The 14,359-nt window shown below is 55.1% G+C and carries 15 protein-coding genes; 12 read left to right on the forward strand and 3 right to left on the reverse strand.

Annotation, left to right across the window (positions count from 1 at the left end; genetic code table 11):
• Nucleotides 1-6 precede the first annotated feature (6 nt).
• Nucleotides 7-609 carry a peroxiredoxin gene (locus tag AP059_RS18690; RefSeq protein WP_048362688.1) on the reverse strand — a complete coding sequence of 201 codons (603 nt, stop codon included), beginning with the start codon at nucleotides 607-609 and terminating at the stop codon, nucleotides 7-9.
• 275 nt (nucleotides 610-884) lie between these two features.
• Here AP059_RS18690 and AP059_RS22135 point away from each other — a divergent pair, with 275 nt between their 5' ends.
• Nucleotides 885-1,103, forward strand: a complete 219-nt coding sequence (locus AP059_RS22135) for a bacterioferritin-associated ferredoxin (protein WP_082706834.1) — start codon at nucleotides 885-887, stop codon at nucleotides 1,101-1,103.
• 198 nt (nucleotides 1,104-1,301) lie between these two features.
• Entirely contained in the window at nucleotides 1,302-1,772 is a 471-nt protein-coding gene (bfr, locus tag AP059_RS18695; RefSeq protein WP_019411006.1) for a bacterioferritin, read from the forward strand.
• Between the two features lie 88 nt (nucleotides 1,773-1,860).
• Here the strand turns inward: bfr and grxD are convergent, their stop codons facing one another.
• Complete coding sequence (grxD, locus tag AP059_RS18700) at nucleotides 1,861-2,202, reverse strand: Grx4 family monothiol glutaredoxin (protein ID WP_059764901.1); 342 nt, start codon at nucleotides 2,200-2,202, stop codon at nucleotides 1,861-1,863.
• 386 nt (nucleotides 2,203-2,588) lie between these two features.
• Between grxD and argF the strand changes: the two genes are divergently transcribed.
• A complete protein-coding gene (gene argF, locus AP059_RS18705) occupies nucleotides 2,589-3,509 on the forward strand; it encodes an ornithine carbamoyltransferase (protein ID WP_048362684.1) in 921 nt (306 codons plus the stop codon).
• On the forward strand, nucleotides 3,506-4,615 hold the full coding sequence (locus AP059_RS18710; RefSeq protein WP_059764903.1) for an ABC transporter ATP-binding protein: 1,110 nt from the start codon (nucleotides 3,506-3,508) through the stop codon (nucleotides 4,613-4,615). Before argF ends, AP059_RS18710 begins: the two co-directional genes overlap by 4 nt.
• 113 nt (nucleotides 4,616-4,728) lie before the next feature.
• On the opposite strand, the gene ybaK is transcribed toward AP059_RS18710, so the two are convergent.
• Nucleotides 4,729-5,199 carry a Cys-tRNA(Pro) deacylase gene (gene ybaK / locus AP059_RS18715; RefSeq protein ID WP_059764905.1) on the reverse strand — a complete coding sequence of 157 codons (471 nt, stop codon included), beginning with the start codon at nucleotides 5,197-5,199 and terminating at the stop codon, nucleotides 4,729-4,731.
• Nucleotides 5,200-5,579: 380 nt separating this feature from the next.
• Between ybaK and AP059_RS18720 the strand changes: the two genes are divergently transcribed.
• From AP059_RS18720 to AP059_RS18755, 8 genes are all read left to right on the forward strand, one after another.
• Nucleotides 5,580-6,428, forward strand: coding sequence for an MIP/aquaporin family protein (locus tag AP059_RS18720; RefSeq protein ID WP_059765192.1), 849 nt, complete (start codon nucleotides 5,580-5,582; stop codon nucleotides 6,426-6,428).
• An 89-nt stretch (nucleotides 6,429-6,517) separates the two neighbouring features.
• Complete coding sequence (glpK, locus tag AP059_RS18725) at nucleotides 6,518-8,023, forward strand: glycerol kinase GlpK (RefSeq protein ID WP_059764907.1); 1,506 nt, start codon at nucleotides 6,518-6,520, stop codon at nucleotides 8,021-8,023.
• Nucleotides 8,024-8,159: 136 nt separating this feature from the next.
• A complete protein-coding gene (locus AP059_RS18730; protein WP_048362679.1) occupies nucleotides 8,160-8,915 on the forward strand; it encodes a DeoR family transcriptional regulator in 756 nt (251 codons plus the stop codon).
• Nucleotides 8,916-9,194: 279 nt separating this feature from the next.
• The gene (gene glpD / locus AP059_RS18735) at nucleotides 9,195-10,733 is read left to right on the forward strand and encodes a glycerol-3-phosphate dehydrogenase (RefSeq protein ID WP_059764909.1); all 1,539 of its coding nucleotides are present in this window, start codon (nucleotides 9,195-9,197) and stop codon (nucleotides 10,731-10,733) included.
• 316 nt (nucleotides 10,734-11,049) lie between these two features.
• Nucleotides 11,050-11,964 carry a glutamate/aspartate ABC transporter substrate-binding protein gene (locus tag AP059_RS18740; RefSeq protein WP_048401111.1) on the forward strand — a complete coding sequence of 305 codons (915 nt, stop codon included), beginning with the start codon at nucleotides 11,050-11,052 and terminating at the stop codon, nucleotides 11,962-11,964.
• A 203-nt stretch (nucleotides 11,965-12,167) separates the two neighbouring features.
• Nucleotides 12,168-12,914 carry an amino acid ABC transporter permease gene (locus tag AP059_RS18745; protein ID WP_059764911.1) on the forward strand — a complete coding sequence of 249 codons (747 nt, stop codon included), beginning with the start codon at nucleotides 12,168-12,170 and terminating at the stop codon, nucleotides 12,912-12,914.
• Complete coding sequence (locus AP059_RS18750) at nucleotides 12,914-13,588, forward strand: amino acid ABC transporter permease (protein WP_048362675.1); 675 nt, start codon at nucleotides 12,914-12,916, stop codon at nucleotides 13,586-13,588. Before AP059_RS18745 ends, AP059_RS18750 begins: the two co-directional genes overlap by 1 nt.
• Complete coding sequence (locus AP059_RS18755) at nucleotides 13,585-14,319, forward strand: amino acid ABC transporter ATP-binding protein (protein WP_048362674.1); 735 nt, start codon at nucleotides 13,585-13,587, stop codon at nucleotides 14,317-14,319. The genes AP059_RS18750 and AP059_RS18755 overlap by 4 nt, the downstream gene beginning before the upstream one ends.
• The last annotated feature ends 40 nt before the right edge of the window (nucleotides 14,320-14,359 follow it).

Genomic DNA, 14,359 nt, shown 5'->3' on the forward strand with positions numbered 1-14,359 from the left:
GAACGTTTACAGCTTGTCAGCGTTCTCGGTCAGGTAAGCAGCAACACCCGCAGTCGAAGCGGTCATGCCTTTGTCGCCTTTTTTCCAGTTGGCAGGGCACACTTCGCCGTGCTCTTCGTGGAACTGCAATGCATCAACCAGACGCAGCAACTCGTCCATGTTGCGGCCCAGTGGCAGGTCGTTAACGATCTGCGAGCGAACAACGCCCTTGTCATCGATGAGGAAAGCACCACGGAAAGCGACACCACCTTCGGACTCAACGTCGTAGGCTTTGCAGATTTCGTGCTTCATGTCCGCAGCCATGGTGTATTGCACCTGACCGATACCGCCGTTGTTAACTGGGGTATTGCGCCACGCATTGTGTGTGAAATGGGAGTCGATAGAGACTGCAACCACTTCAACATTACGTGCTTTGAACTCAGGAATGCGGTGATCCAGGGCAATCAGCTCCGATGGGCACACAAAGGTGAAGTCCAGCGGGTAGAAGAACACCAGGCCGTATTTGCCTTTGATCGCGGTGGACAGCGTGAAGCTGTCAACGATTTCGCCATTGCCCAGAACAGCGGCTACGGTGAAGTCAGGGGCTTGTTTGCCTACGAGTACGCTCATGGATATCTCCTGATGTGCAGCGTGAAGAACGGGAACTGGCTAACCTTCGTTGAAAGGCATTATTACAGCCAGCGCTCGCGTGAAAAGATCGCGCATCATACACCGCTCGTCGGAACCGGCCTTACCCCTTTTTCATGGCAAGTGCAGATCATCGCGGCACCGTTCGTCAGCCACACCAAATCGAGGCCCTATCGAGACCCAAGTTGCTTTGACAATCATTCTCGTTAACATTAAGATCCATCGCATTGAATCCCAACCAGCGATGGTTCTTATTTATGTACGTTTGCCTTTGCACTGGCGTCACCGATGGAAAAATCCGCGACGCAATCTACGACGGTTGCTGTAGCTACCGTGAAGTCCGCGAAGCGACGGGTGTTGCCAGCCAATGCGGCAAATGTGCATGCCTGGCCAAACAAGTGGTTCGTGAAACCTTGACGTCACTACAAGCCAGCCAGGCCGTTATGAGTTATCCCGCAGATTTTTCAGCTGCCTGAATAAGCCATTTTCAAAGAACCGGACTAATGTCCGGTTTTTTTATGCTCTGAATTCAAGTGCTTAGCGTCTAGACGCGGAACACAAACATTCTTATTCCGATTAATTTTCATTTATTATTCAACTACTTAGGTTTGACAGCTGTAAGTGCGCGGCTCAAACTCTGGCGCATATACAGTTAACTAAGGCAGGCCCTCGCGATGAAAGGCGACATTTCAGTCATCCAGCACCTCAATAAAATCCTCGGCAACGAGCTGGTCGCAATCAATCAATACTTCCTGCATGCACGCATGTATCAGGACTGGGGCCTGGAAAAGTTGGGCAAGCATGAGTACAACGAGTCCATCGATGAGATGAAACACGCTGACAAGCTGATCAAACGCATTCTGTTTCTAGAAGGTCTGCCTAACGTGCAGGACCTGGGCAAGCTGCACATCGGCGAGCACACCAAAGAAATGCTTGAGTGCGACCTGCGTATTGAGCGCACCGGCCATGCTGATCTAAAAGCTGCCATTGCCCATTGCGAAGTTGTCGGCGATTTCGGCAGCCGTGAACTTCTCGAAGATATTCTTGAATCTGAGGAAGAGCACATTGACTGGCTGGAGACTCAGTTAGGTTTGATCGACAAAGTCGGTATTGAGAACTATCTGCAATCTCAAATGGGTGAATAAGCAACTTCGCACTCATTAAAAAACCCCGCCCTGTTCATCGCAGGGCGGGGTTTTTTATTGTGCGCTAATAGTTAGCGCACCACCGTCATCACGCTTCGGTCTTGGCAGCTGCTGCTTTCGCGGCGGCTTCTTTGATCAGCGTTTGCAGCTCACCAGCGGCATGCATCTCAGCCATGATGTCGCTGCCGCCCACCAATTCACCGCCTACCCACAATTGAGGAAAGGTTGGCCAGTTGGCGTACTTTGGCAGGTTGGCGCGAATTTCCGGGTTTTGCAGGATGTCCACGTAAGCGAACTTTTCACCGCAGCCCATCACAGCCTGAGCAGCTTTAGCCGAAAAGCCGCACTGCGGGGCATTCGGCGAGCCTTTCATGTAGAGCAGAACGGTATTGTTGGCAATCTGTTCTTTAATAGTTTCGATGATATCCATGGAGCACCTCGGCTGAACTTTCCGACTCAGTTGTCGGCACGGTGGCGCATTGTAACGGAAACACAAGCAAGACGCTCGGTCGGCCCCACAGACGATAATCTGCTTCTGCCGCCCATAAATTGCCAAGCAATGTCAGGGCAGTGTACAAATGGGCATCTGAGGGCAGGAAGCCATCCTCCAGGTGATCCAGATACACGCTAACGGCGGACGAACGGAACCTGAACCCTCTAAAAAAACACCCTGATTGGCAAGACGCGACATTTCCTTATAAGATCGCGCCTTCCCCTATTTCGTCGCCCCGTGCGGCTTACGCCGCAGGTCTCGCCCGTTTTTGTGAAAATCCCGGCTTTGAGCATCTGCAGTCGTTGTAAAAAAGGTAGCTAATGATGAGCGCAAGGCACTTTCTCTCCCTCATGGATTGCACGCCCGAAGAGCTAATCAGCGTGATTCGTCGAGGCATTGAGCTCAAGGACCTGCGCCATCGCGGCGTACTCTTCGAACCTCTGAAAAACCGCGTGCTGGGCATGATTTTCGAGAAATCGTCGACCCGCACCCGCTTGTCCTTCGAGGCCGGCATGATCCAGCTCGGCGGTCAGGCCATCTTCCTGTCGCCGCGCGACACCCAACTGGGCCGCGGCGAACCTATCGGTGACTGCGCCATTGTCATGTCGCGCATGCTTGATGCCGTGATGATTCGTACCTTCGCTCACAGCACCTTGACTGAGTTCGCGGCCAATTCCCGCGTTCCCGTGATCAATGGTCTGTCAGATGACTTGCACCCCTGCCAACTACTGGCTGACATGCAAACGTTCATGGAGCATCGCGGCTCGATCAAAGGCAAGACCGTGGCCTGGATCGGCGACGGTAACAACATGTGCAACAGCTATATAGAAGCGGCCATTCAGTTCGACTTCCAGCTGCGCATCGCTTGCCCGCAAGACTATGAACCCAACCCGCAGTTTGTTGCCTTGGCAGGCGAACGCGTGACCATCGTGCGCGATCCACGCGAGGCGGTTAAAGGCGCGCACCTGGTGAGTACGGATGTCTGGACGTCTATGGGCCAAGAGGAAGAAACGGCCAAACGCTTGAAGCAGTTCGCCCCTTACCAAGTCAATAAAGCGCTGCTCGACCTGGCTGCCGAAGACGTGCTGTTCATGCACTGCCTGCCCGCTCATCGCGGCGAGGAAATCAGTGTCGACTTGCTTGACGATCCGCGCTCAGTCGCCTGGGATCAAGCCGAAAACCGTCTGCACGCACAAAAAGCGCTGCTCGAATTCCTCGTTCAACCGGCGTACCACCACGCATGAGTCAGCCTCTACTGCTTAACCTGCGCGATCTGGCCTGCGGGTATCAAGGCCAGAGCGTGGTACAGAACCTCAACTTGCACCTCAATGCAGGCGACATCGGTTGTCTGCTGGGCTCTTCAGGGTGTGGCAAAACCACAACCTTGCGCGCGATTGCAGGCTTTGAACCCGTTCATCAAGGAGAAATCCAGCTGGGCGGTGAAATCATCTCCAGCGCCGGGTTCACCTTGGCGCCCGAAAAACGCCGGATCGGCATGGTGTTTCAGGACTACGCGCTGTTTCCCCATCTCAGCGTGGCGGACAACATTGCGTTCGGTATTCGCAAACTTCCAGGCAAAGAGCGCATTACTGAAGAGTTGCTCGAACTGGTCAACCTGAAGAACCTTGGCAAGCGTTTCCCGCACGAGCTATCGGGTGGGCAACAGCAGCGTGTAGCACTCGCCCGTGCACTGGCGCCAGAACCGCAACTGCTATTGCTTGATGAGCCGTTCTCGAATCTGGACGGTGAGTTGCGGCGCAAGCTGAGCCACGAGGTACGGGACATTCTGAAAGCCCGTGGCACCAGTGCGATTTTGGTGACACACGATCAAGAAGAAGCCTTCGCTGTTAGCGACCACGTCGGCGTGTTCAAGGAAGGTCGTCTCGAACAGTGGGATACGCCCTACAACCTGTATCACGAACCGCTCACACCCTATGTCGCAAGTTTCATTGGCCAGGGTTACTTCATTCGTGGCCAATTGCTCAGCCCGGAATCGGTTCAGACCGAGCTGGGCGTGTTGCAAGGCAATCGGGCTTATACCTGGCCAACAGGGGGTGCTGTCGATGTATTACTGCGCCCGGACGACATCGTCTACGCACCGGACAGCAACTTGAAAGCGCGCATTATCGGTAAAACGTTTTTGGGGGCTTCAACGCTGTATCGTCTGCAATTACCGACAGGCAGCCAGCTGGAATCCATTTTCCCAAGCCACGTGGACCATTTACCTGGCACAGAAGTGGGCATCCGGGTCGCGGCAGAGCATTTAGTGATGTTTCAAACCAGTGGCAGCACCGCTGCGCAAATCCCGCACAGCGAGGCCGGCGTTAGACGCATCAGCACGTCCCACTGATAAACGACAACCTGCCCAAACGGATGCATAACGTGCAGATGCTGTACTCCCGTGCGGCTTAACCCGCAACAGCGCCGCTACAGCGAGCAAACACTGACGCCTGTAGCGGCTGATCAATCTCGCCCAATGTTGGCAAAGGTGGCCTGTGTCTGCGCTGCCAACACGCCTGGCGCCAGCTCGACCTCAAGCCCGCGTCGCCCCGCACTCACATAAAGAGTGGTTAAATCCTGTGCACTGCTATCTATAAAGGTACGCAGACGCTTCTTTTGTCCCAACGGACTGATCCCACCCAGCAAATACCCTGTCGCTCTTTGCGCCGCCGCAGGGTCAGCCATCTCGGTTTTTTTAACCCCGGCTGCATGAGCCAACGCTTTGAGATCAAGACTTCCGACGACTGGTACCACAGCGACCAACAATTCACCTTTTTCACTGCTCGCCAACAGCGTCTTAAACACCCGACCAGGCTCTAGCCCCAGTTTCTCTGCGGCCTCTAGCCCATAAGAAGGCGCTTTGGGGTCGTGCTCATAGCTGTGTACCTGGTGTTGTGCGCAAACTTTTTTCAGCAGGTCCAGTGCGGGGGTCATGTGCGTTCCAATCGTGGAGTGAGTAAAGACAATCGCGTGCGGATTTTAGGCCATCTGCCCGTAAAAAGGCGTTGGAACGGGCGTTCCGAATTAAATACCTGATGAATCGTTACACCTGCTCCTACCAATTTGTAGCCTTTGCTTACAGAAAAACAAGCCCCAAAACATCTCTCAAAAGTCAGAATACGACGGCTCGTTCACTTTCGACCTTTGACAGCCGTGTTTCTTGTCTATATTTTTTCGATTCTGAATATATACGCTCGATACCTGAACATTTTTATCCGCACACGAAAACCGGGCGCAAAACTTCCCGGTTTTTGTGCAGCTTCACGACCAACCTGACTGACGACGTCAAAAAACAACAAAAAAGAGGTTTCAAAATGACGACTGCATCGCAGCACCCAACGCTTTCAGGCCAGTGTATGGCCGAGTTTCTCGGCACCGCACTTCTCATCTTCTTTGGTACAGGTTGTGTCGCAGCCCTCAAGGTGGCGGGCGCCAGCTTTGGCCTCTGGGAAATCAGCATCATCTGGGGCATTGGCGTCAGCATGGCGATTTACCTGACCGCGGGAGTTTCAGGCGCTCACTTAAACCCCGCAGTCAGCATCGCGCTGTGCCTGTTCACCGATTTTGAAAAACGAAAACTGCCGTTTTACATCCTCGCCCAAGTGGCTGGTGCCTTCTGCGCCGCGGCATTGGTGTACACCCTCTACAGCAACCTGTTCTTCGATTACGAACAAACTCACCAGATGGTGCGCGGTAGCAAGGAAAGCCTGGAGCTGGCGTCGGTGTTCTCAACCTACCCACACCCGGCGCTCTCAACATTGCAGGCGTTTCTGGTTGAGATGGTGATCACCGCTATCCTGATGGGCGTAATCATGGCCCTCACTGATGACAAGAATGGTCTGCCACGCGGCCCATTGGCGCCGTTACTGATCGGCTTGCTGATTGCTGTGATTGGCAGCTCGATGGGCCCGCTGACCGGCTTTGCGATGAACCCGGCACGTGATTTCGGGCCTAAACTGATGACCTTTTTTGCGGGCTGGGGGGAAGTTTCTTTCACCGGCGCGCGGGATATCCCTTATTTTCTGGTCCCCATCTTTGCACCGATCGTCGGTGCCTGCCTCGGCGCAGCGATTTATCGCGGGATGATTGCCCGCCACCTGCCTGCCGTCGAAGCTGTGGCAACGGATGCCCAAGCCAGCGCTGAGGTAAAAACAGCGTCCTGACATCGATTTATGAAACGGGGCGCAGCAGATCACTGCCCGTTAACGCTCTCGCGCCCTGAACCCATTACTTCATTCTGCAAGGCAATCCCATGACCGACATTCAGAATAAGAACTACATTATTGCGCTGGACCAAGGCACCACCAGCTCGCGAGCGATCATCTTTGATCGTGACGCCAACGTGGTTTGCACCGCACAACGTGAGTTCCAACAGCACTACCCGCAAGCCGGCTGGGTTGAGCACGACCCGATGGAAATTTTCGCCACCCAAAGTGCCGTAATGGTTGAAGCCTTGGCACAAGCCGGTCTGCATCATGACCAAGTGGCCGCCATTGGTATCACTAACCAACGCGAAACCACCGTTGTGTGGGACAAAATCAGCGGCCGTCCCATCTACAACGCGATCGTTTGGCAATGCCGACGCAGTACCGAGATCTGCGAACAGCTCAAACGCGACGGCCACGAGCAATACATCAGCGAGACCACCGGTCTGGTCACCGACCCGTACTTCTCGGGCACCAAGCTGAAATGGATCCTCGACCACGTTGAAGGCAGCCGCGAGCGCGCCCGCAATGGCGAACTGCTGTTCGGCACCATCGACAGCTGGTTGATCTGGAAATTTACCGGCGGCAAGACCCACGTCACCGACTACACCAACGCCTCACGCACCATGCTCTTCAACATCCATACGCTGGAATGGGATGCGAAGATGCTGGAAGTGCTCGATATCCCGCGTGAAATGCTCCCAGAGGTCAAATCCTCCTCCGAAATCTACGGTCGCACCAAAAGCGGCATCGCCATTGGCGGCATCGCAGGCGATCAGCAGGCCGCTTTATTCGGCCAGATGTGCGTAGAACCGGGCCAGGCGAAAAACACCTATGGCACCGGTTGTTTCCTGCTGATGAACACCGGCACCAACGCGGTCAAATCCACACACGGCATGTTGACCACCATCGCCTGCGGTCCCCGTGGCGAAGTTGCCTACGCATTGGAAGGTGCAGTTTTCAACGGTGGCTCCACCGTGCAATGGCTGCGTGACGAACTAAAAATCATCAACGATGCGCACGACACCGAATATTTCGCCAATAAAGTCAAAGACAGCAATGGCGTGTATCTGGTCCCGGCGTTTACCGGTCTTGGCGCACCGTATTGGGACCCGTATGCACGGGGTGCTCTGTTCGGTCTGACTCGGGGCGTACGTGTAGATCACATCATTCGCGCAGCTCTTGAGTCGATTGCCTACCAGACTCGCGACGTACTCGACGCCATGCAGCAGGACTCGGGCGAACGCCTTAAAGCCCTGCGCGTCGACGGTGGCGCAGTCGCCAACAACTTCTTGATGCAGTTTCAGGCTGACATCCTGGGCACCATGGTGGAACGGCCGCAAATGCGCGAAACCACAGCGTTGGGCGCTGCCTACCTGGCGGGTCTGGCATGCGGTTTCTGGAGCAGCCTGGACGAGTTGCGTGGTAAAGCCGTCATCGAACGCGAGTTCGAACCAACGCTGGACGAAGCCAACAAAGAGAAGCTCTACGCTGGCTGGAAAAAAGCCGTGAGCCGCACCCGCGATTGGGAACCTCACGAAGAAAACAACTAAGCAAGGCAGGCAATGCCAGAAGCTGACGCCTGAGGCGTTGGCTTCTATCAACTGACTTCATGGCGCCTGTGAGTGGCAGGCGGCGCTTTCCTGCGGCATCATGGGCGAATTTGCTTCGCCGCCCAAAGGAAACTCCATGAATCTGCCTCCACGCCAACAGCAGATCCTCGAACTCGTTCGCGAGCGCGGCTATGTCAGCATCGAGGAAATGGCGCAGTTGTTCGTCGTCACACCGCAGACCATTCGTCGCGATATCAACCAATTGGCCGAAGCCGATTTGTTGCGTCGCTACCACGGTGGAGCAGCCTATGACTCCAGTGTTGAAAACACCGCCTACGCCATGCGCGCGGATCAAATGCGCGATGAAAAACGCCGTATCGGCGAAGCCATCGCTGCCCAGATTCCTGACCACGCCTCGATCTTTATCAACATCGGCACTACCACCGAGTCGATAGCCAGAGCGTTACTCAACCATAGCCACCTAAAAATCATCACCAACAACCTGCATGTCGCCTCAATTCTGAGCGCCAAGGATGACTTTGAAGTCCTGATTGCAGGCGGTAACGTGCGTCGCGACGGCGGCATCGTTGGTCAGGCCAGTGTCGACTTCATAAACCAATTCAAATTCGACTACGCCTTGGTAGGTATCAGCGGTATCGATTCAGACGGCAGCCTGCTGGACTTCGACTACCAAGAAGTACGCGTTTCCCAAGCCATCATTGCCAATGCCCGGCAAACCATACTGGCCGCAGACTCCAGCAAGTTCGGACGTAACGCGATGGTACGCCTGGGTCCAATCACACTGATCGATTGCCTGGTGACCGATCAACCACCCGTGCCAGAGCTGGCTCAATTGTTGGCCCAGAACAAAATCCGCCTCGAAGTGGTGTAACTGCATTCCACGCTAATCTGTAGGCGTTAGGGCAGGCTGCGATTTTTGGCGGTTATTTCGTAATAGATATTGGCCAGATATCAAGACGCAGCCTTCGCGCCTCAGCAGCTTCTACCTAATGCATATCGGCAAAATGTTCGAAATTCTTCCTTTCAGCCCTCTTCGATGAGTTTTTTCAATCGAAGGGTGCTGGCTGCCCGCCTGTTTATCCGCTACCATTTTCGAAAATGAACATTAATGTTCGAATTCAAATATGCGTAAACAACGCGAGGCTCATCCATGTCGCACAACACCTTGCCTGCCACCCCTCTCGCTGAGGTCTACGATGTTGCCGTGATTGGCGGCGGGATCAACGGTGTCGGCATCGCCGCAGACGCAGCCGGGCGCGGCTTGTCGGTTTTTCTGTGTGAAAAAGATGACCTCGCCAGCCACACATCGTCAGCCAGTAGCAAGCTGATTCACGGCGGTCTGCGCTACCTCGAACATTACGAATTCCGTCTGGTGCGAGAAGCCCTGGCTGAGCGTGAAGTGCTCCTGGCCAAAGCCCCACACATCGTTAAACCGATGCGTTTCGTGTTGCCGCACCGCCCCCACCTGCGTCCTGGCTGGATGATCCGCGCGGGTCTGTTCCTTTACGACCATTTGGGTAAGCGTGAAAAGCTGGCAGGCTCCAACAGCCTCAAGTTCGGCGCAGACAGCCCGCTCAAAGCTGAAATTACTAAAGGCTTCGAATATTCGGATTGCTGGGTCGATGACGCCCGCCTTGTCGTGCTCAATGCAATGGCCGCGCGCGAAAATGGCGCTCATGTGCATACCCAAACCCGCTGCGTGGGGGCTCGTCGCAGCAAAGGCTTGTGGGAATTGAACCTGGAACGCGCTGACGGCAGCGTGTTCTCGATTCGCAGTAAAGCGCTGGTCAACGCTGCCGGCCCCTGGGTTGCCAAGTTCATCAAGGACGATCTCAAGCTCGAATCGCCCTATGGCATTCGCCTGATTCAAGGCAGCCACTTGATCGTACCCAAGCTGTATGACGCGCCGAATGCGTTCATCCTGCAAAACGAAGACCAGCGGATTGTGTTCACCATTCCGTACATGGACCAGTTCACCATCATCGGTACCACTGACCGCGAATACACCGGCGACCCGGCCAAGGTCAGCATTACCGAAGAAGAAACCGAGTACTTGCTGAACGTGGTCAACGCCCACTTCAAAAAGCAAGTAAGCCGTGCCGACATCTTGCGCACTTACTCCGGCGTGCGGCCCCTGTGCAACGACGAATCCGATAACCCGTCGGCTGTGACACGCGATTACACCCTGGCCCTGTCCGGCGTACCGGGTGAAGCGCCCCTGTTGTCGGTATTTGGTGGCAAGCTGACCACGTATCGCAAACTGGCTGAATCGGCGATGGCGCAACTGACGCCCTTCTTCACGCAGATCAAGCCAAGCTGGACTGCCAGCGCCACACTGCCTGGCGGCGAAGACATGACCACACCGGCTGCCTTGAGTGCCGCCCTGATCAACGCTCACAGCTGGCTCGATGCTGCCATTGCCAAACGCTGGGCAATCACTTACGGCAACCGCGCATGGCGTCTGCTGGACGGCGCTCAAAGCCTTGAAGACATGGGTGAGCACATCGGCAGCGGCCTCTATAGCCGAGAAGTGGATTACCTGTGCACTCAGGAATGGGCACTGGATGCACACGACATCCTGTGGCGTCGCACCAAGCTGGGCCTGTTCACCACCGCTCAAGAGCAGGAACACCTGGCGCAATACATGACCAGCCTCAACCTCAAACACCGCAAAGTTGAAGCGGCTTAACGCCCAAACCTCGCAAAACCTCTAGGGGCGAATTCGCCCCTAGAGGTGGCCTTGTGCCCTCCCTCCATTCGGATTTCCGAACAGCCTTGCCCATGCCTATTCGGCTTTCCGGGCGACAGGGGCTTTTCCTCTGCACTCCAAAAACAAATAAACCGATATAAAACAAAGACTTAAAGTTATTTTTAAAGTCTGGCACGACTCATGCTCTACACTCAGGGCCGACTGCTTAAACAGCGTTAGCCTGTTGAGTGGCTCGAAGTACATAAAGGGTCCAGTGAACTGGCTCAATAAAAAAAACAATGTCGAGGAAACACCGATGCGCATCGTTCCGCAACTTTTGGCCGCAGCTATTGCTGCCGCTCTGATTAGCACTCCAGTTTTTGCTGCCGAATTGACCGGCACACTGAAGAAAATCAAAGAATCCGGCACCATCACCCTCGGGCATCGTGACTCCTCCATCCCGTTCTCTTACATCGCGGACGCTTCCGGCAAACCGGTTGGCTACTCCCACGATGTGCAACTGGCAATCGTTGAAGGGCTGAAAAAGCAACTCGACATGCCAGAGCTGAAGGTCAAGTACAACCTGGTCACCTCCCAGACCCGTATCCCGCTGGTACAAAACGGCACTGTTGACGTTGAATGTGGCTCCACCACCAACAACGCAGAGCGCGCTCAGCAAGTCGACTTCTCGGTCGGCATCTTCGAAATCGGTACCCGTCTGCTGTCCAAAAAGGACTCGACCTACAAAGATTTCGCTGATCTCAAAGGCAAGAACGTCGTGACCACCGCGGGTACAACGTCCGAGCGCATCCTCAAGTCCATGAACGCCGACAAGCAAATGGGCATGAACGTGATCTCGGCCAAAGACCACGGCGAAGCCTTCAACATGCTGGAGTCGGGCCGCGCTGTTGCATTCATGATGGACGACGCCCTGCTGGCCGGTGAAATGGCCAAAGCCAAGAAGCCAACTGACTGGGCCGTAACAGGCACGCCACAGTCGTATGAAATCTACGCGTGCATGGTGCGCAAAGGCGACCCGGATTTCAAAAAAGCAGTGGATGACGCCATCGTTGCGTACTACAAGTCCGGCGACGTCAACAAGTCCTACGCCAAGTGGTTCGAATCGCCAATCCCGCCTAAAGGCCTGAACCTCATGTTCCCGATGAGCGACAAGGTCAAAGAGCTGATCGCCAATCCAAACGACAAACCAGCGCCAGAAGTCAAAATCTGATAGCGGCCTGTATTGACTCCCGAGTGTGAACGATCGCACTCGGGATGCTTGGATCACCTGCTGTACTCGCTACTGACTGCATGAGAAAGCACTCGACCCGCTGGTTGTCGAGCGGGGAGTGTGTGCCTGACGATCGTGTCAGGTGTGAACGGATTCCCTGAAGCAAGTGCGTGTTTATAGAACCAACTGAGGGGAGACCCTGCATGAATTACAACTGGGACTGGACCGTGTTCTTCAAGTCCACCGGCGTAGGCAGCGAGACATATCTCGACTGGTTTATTTCGGGCTTGGGCTGGACCATCGCGATCGCTGTCGTTGCCTGGATTGTTGCGCTGATATTGGGCTCGCTGCTGGGCGTTATGCGCACACTGCCGAACCGTTTTATCGCAGGCATCGCCACGGTTTACGTGGAAATTTTCCGTAACGTACCGCTGCTGGTGCAGTTGTTTATCTGGTACTTCCTGGTACCCGATCTACTGCCACCAAACTTGCAGGAGTGGTACAAGCAAGACCTCAACCCGACCACCTCCGCCTACCTGAGCGTTGTGGTGTGTCTGGGGCTGTTTACTGCCGCCCGTGTCTGCGAACAGGTACGCACCGGTATTGAAGCGTTGCCGCGCGGTCAGGAATCCGCTGCCCGTGCAATGGGTTTCAGCATGGCGCAAATCTACTGGAACGTGCTGCTGCCTCAAGCCTACCGCATCATCATTCCGCCCCTCACCTCTGAGTTCCTCAACGTATTCAAGAACTCGTCGGTGGCGTCATTGATCGGCTTGATGGAGCTGCTGGCGCAAACCAAACAGACGGCCGAGTTTTCCGCCAACCTGTTTGAAGCCTTCACCCTGGCCACGCTGATCTACTTCACCTTGAACATGAGCCTGATGCTGCTGATGCGCCTGATCGAGAAGAAAGTCGCTGTACCCGGCCTGATGTCTCTGGGGGGCAAATAATGGACTTCTTCGATTTCAGCGGGATTGTCCCTGCCCTGCCGGGCCTGTGGAACGGCATGATCATGACCTTGAAGCTCATGGTTTTGGGCGTGATTGGCGGCGTGGCCCTGGGCACTGTACTGGCACTGATGCGTTTGTCATCGAGCAAGTGGATGGCCAACCTGGCCGGAGCTTACGTGAACTACTTCCGCTCGATTCCACTGCTGCTGGTCATCACCTGGTTCTACCTGGCAGTGCCGTTCGTGTTGCGCTGGATCACCGGCGAAGACACTCCCATCGGAGCCTTTGAGTCGTGCATGGTGGCTTTTGTCATGTTCGAAGCGGCCTACTTCTGCGAGATCGTGCGCGCAGGCGTTCAAGCCATCCCCAAAGGCCAGATGGGTGCAGCCAAAGCGCTGGGCATGAGTTACGGCCAGGCCATGCGCCTGATCATCCTGCCCCAGGCCTTTCGCAAAATGACCCCGTTGCTGCTGCAACAAAGCATCATTCTGTTCCAGGACACCTCGCTGGTTTACACCGTAGGGCTTGTGGATTTCCTCAATGCTTCACGCTCAAGTGGCGATATCATCGGCCGCTCCAATGAGTTCCTGATCTTCGCCGGTCTGGTGTATTTCATCATCAGCTTTTCCGCCTCGCTGCTGGTCAAGCGTCTGCAAAAAAGGTTTGCCGTATGATTTCGATCAAGAACATCAACAAGTGGTACGGGGACTTTCAGGTACTGACCGATTGCAGTACTGAAGTCAAAAAGGGTGAAGTGGTGGTGGTCTGTGGGCCGTCCGGCTCCGGCAAATCAACCCTGATCAAGTGCGTCAACGCCCTCGAACCGTTCCAAAAAGGCGACATCGTGGTCGACGGCACCTCGATTGCCGACCCCAAGACCAACCTGCCAAAACTGCGCTCGCGCGTGGGCATGGTGTTTCAGCACTTTGAGCTGTTCCCGCACATGACCATCACCGAAAACCTGACCATTGCGCAGGTCAAGGTGCTGGGCCGCAGCAAAGCCGAAGCCACCAAAAAGGGCCTGGAACTGCTGGAGCGTGTAGGGCTGTCGGCGCACGCCCACAAGCATCCGGGCCAGCTTTCGGGCGGTCAGCAACAGCGCGTGGCCATTGCCCGTGCGTTGGCGATGGACCCGATCGTCATGCTGTTCGATGAGCCTACTTCGGCCCTCGACCCTGAGATGGTTAACGAAGTGCTCGACGTGATGGTGCAATTGGCTCACGAAGGCATGACCATGATGTGCGTAACCCACGAAATGGGTTTTGCACGCAAAGTGGCTAACCGCGTGATCTTCATGGACCAGGGAAAAATCGTCGAAGACTGCGAAAAAGAAGAGTTTTTCGGCGACGTAAGCGCCCGTTCACAGCGCGCCCAGGACTTCCTCAGCAAAATCTTGCAGCACTAAGCAACAGCCATCACCTGTAGGCGCGAACCTGCTCGCGCCT

Origin of the sequence: Pseudomonas sp. TAA207 (assembly GCF_001529285.1) — a bacterium.
GTDB classification, from domain to species: Bacteria; Pseudomonadota; Gammaproteobacteria; order Pseudomonadales; family Pseudomonadaceae; genus Aquipseudomonas; species Aquipseudomonas weihenstephanensis.

Coding starts and splice junctions, on each gene's coding strand:
- glpD (WP_059764909.1), top strand. CDS start 9,195: ATGTCGCACAACACCTTGCCTGCCACCCCTCTCGCTGAGGTCTACGAT.
- AP059_RS18730 (WP_048362679.1), top strand. CDS start 8,160: ATGAATCTGCCTCCACGCCAACAGCAGATCCTCGAACTCGTTCGCGAG.
- AP059_RS18720 (WP_059765192.1), top strand. CDS start 5,580: ATGACGACTGCATCGCAGCACCCAACGCTTTCAGGCCAGTGTATGGCC.
- AP059_RS18690 (WP_048362688.1), bottom strand. CDS start 609: ATGAGCGTACTCGTAGGCAAACAAGCCCCTGACTTCACCGTAGCCGCT.
- AP059_RS18755 (WP_048362674.1), top strand. CDS start 13,585: ATGATTTCGATCAAGAACATCAACAAGTGGTACGGGGACTTTCAGGTA.
- argF (WP_048362684.1), top strand. CDS start 2,589: ATGAGCGCAAGGCACTTTCTCTCCCTCATGGATTGCACGCCCGAAGAG.
- bfr (WP_019411006.1), top strand. CDS start 1,302: ATGAAAGGCGACATTTCAGTCATCCAGCACCTCAATAAAATCCTCGGC.
- AP059_RS18740 (WP_048401111.1), top strand. CDS start 11,050: ATGCGCATCGTTCCGCAACTTTTGGCCGCAGCTATTGCTGCCGCTCTG.
- AP059_RS18710 (WP_059764903.1), top strand. CDS start 3,506: ATGAGTCAGCCTCTACTGCTTAACCTGCGCGATCTGGCCTGCGGGTAT.
- AP059_RS18745 (WP_059764911.1), top strand. CDS start 12,168: ATGAATTACAACTGGGACTGGACCGTGTTCTTCAAGTCCACCGGCGTA.
- ybaK (WP_059764905.1), bottom strand. CDS start 5,199: ATGACCCCCGCACTGGACCTGCTGAAAAAAGTTTGCGCACAACACCAG.
- AP059_RS22135 (WP_082706834.1), top strand. CDS start 885: ATGTACGTTTGCCTTTGCACTGGCGTCACCGATGGAAAAATCCGCGAC.
- glpK (WP_059764907.1), top strand. CDS start 6,518: ATGACCGACATTCAGAATAAGAACTACATTATTGCGCTGGACCAAGGC.
- grxD (WP_059764901.1), bottom strand. CDS start 2,202: ATGGATATCATCGAAACTATTAAAGAACAGATTGCCAACAATACCGTT.
- AP059_RS18750 (WP_048362675.1), top strand. CDS start 12,914: ATGGACTTCTTCGATTTCAGCGGGATTGTCCCTGCCCTGCCGGGCCTG.